Origin of the sequence: Alkalibacterium sp. MB6 (assembly GCF_009935905.1) — a bacterium.
Lineage (GTDB): Bacteria > Bacillota > Bacilli > Lactobacillales > Carnobacteriaceae_A > Alkalibacterium.
The window spans coordinates 1-1,618 of record NZ_PREX01000060.1 but is presented as its reverse complement, the minus strand read 5'-3'; the positions used below and the strand labels follow the sequence as shown (position 1 = coordinate 1,618).

Genomic DNA, 1,618 nt, shown 5'->3' with positions numbered 1-1,618 from the left:
TAACTCAAGTTTTGCAGTTAAAAAATAGCCTTTGACCCTTGGTGTCATTGACTTGGTACCGATTATTATGCCGCTTTTGATATTTGATTCAGCTGATTTTCTTTTAAAAATGGCTTGAAGAGTTCCGGTAAACTATCAAAGATGGTATCTAACAAGTCTTGAACATGTTGTTCAGATAGTACTAACTCGTTCATTAATGTCTCTTTCAGACAGGCCATTACGAGAAACAGCGATTGCGCGAATCGAATGTTCTCCATTTCATCACAGCACAAATAAAACAGCTCACCGATGGTGCGCGGATCCTTCTCTTCACGGGATATTAAGGCGAACATCATATACCGGGTAAAAACAACCGCAGTATGGGCAACCATATTGTCATAATCACGAGCAGAAAATTCATTAGAGAGCTTAAGGTAAGATTTACTGTATTTGAAGAAGGTCTCGATCTGCCAGCGTTTTCCATATAAACGAATGATTTCCTCATCTGGCAAGTCAACGTCAGTTGACAGAAGAGCTAGCCAGTTTTTCTTGCCTCTGCGATTGTCCCGAACAAATATTATCTTAGCCTGGATGTCTTCATTATTATCGTTCAATCCTAAGCTGACAACGACAGATGCTTTAATTTTCGCACGGCCACGCTTTTTCTTGAGCACTCTGTAGAGATCTTTCAGGTTATACTTTTGTCCATTGTATCCGTACGTTGTACGCGTAGGTTTAAGCATGCAGATGACTTGAAGCGGATAATCAGTGACCACTTGTTTGATGGTTTTAGGATAAGCGAACCAGCTGTCGAATAAAACGGTCTTTGCCTGTAAGGTACGAGGATTGATGGAATCAAGTAAGTCGAATAGAGCCTTAGTAGCTTTCTGTTGGGCTTCAACGCGTCGTTTGTAGCCGACTGTACGTTTGTCTAGTTGGTCATTTGCTTCCATTAGGCGTGCTTGCTTCTTTTCTGAACTGAGTAGTGTGTGCGCTAAAGGAATGAAGCTAATGCCGTCTGACCAACCCAAAGTAAGCATACGAAACCCTCGCATAAAGGTTCCGGTTGAATGGTCATACACTTTTGCTAAAAGCTCGACTTTTTTGCTGCGGTTCCGACTGTATGTGGAATCGTCAATGATTAAGACACGTTCAGAATCGCTTTCCACTAAGGAAAGCAGGCGTTTCACAATGATTGACTCGCTCAATAGAATCAGAAATTTCCGCCAGTTAAAGGTTTTGGCATTCATGAACCGGTTTACAGTGTAAACACTAATTTCTTCAGGTGCTTTTGAAGAAAGGATAGCCTGGTTTCCAGATTTTGAGGTGAAGACTAGAGTAAACAAGAACTGAAAGAGTACCACAGGACTAACACCGCGAGTTTTTTTACATTCGCTCGGTTCAAGAGTGTTCCAATTTTGAATTCTTTAAAAAAGTGGGAAACGGTCGATTCAACCTCGTGATTTTCTGATTTTTCTGGTAAAATATTAGTCATAAGACATCTCTCCTTTGAATGTTGTTATGGTGACTACATTTTACCAAAGAGAGGTGTCTTTTTGTGTGTTTTTTGATAATTATTTATAAGAAGTTTCAATAACCGCAAGGGTTAAACCTGGATATTCAACTGCAAAACTTGAGT

The 1,618-nt window shown here is 40.2% G+C and carries 1 protein-coding gene; it reads right to left on the bottom strand.

Translation table 11 applies throughout. The features are described 5' to 3' along the window. Positions 1–65 precede the first annotated feature (65 nt). Positions 66–1,403: an IS4 family transposase gene (locus tag C3945_RS11650; protein ID WP_442862180.1), complete on the bottom strand. Its 1,338-nt coding sequence runs from the start codon at positions 1,401–1,403 to the stop codon at positions 66–68. Positions 1,404–1,618: the final 215 nt, after the last annotated feature.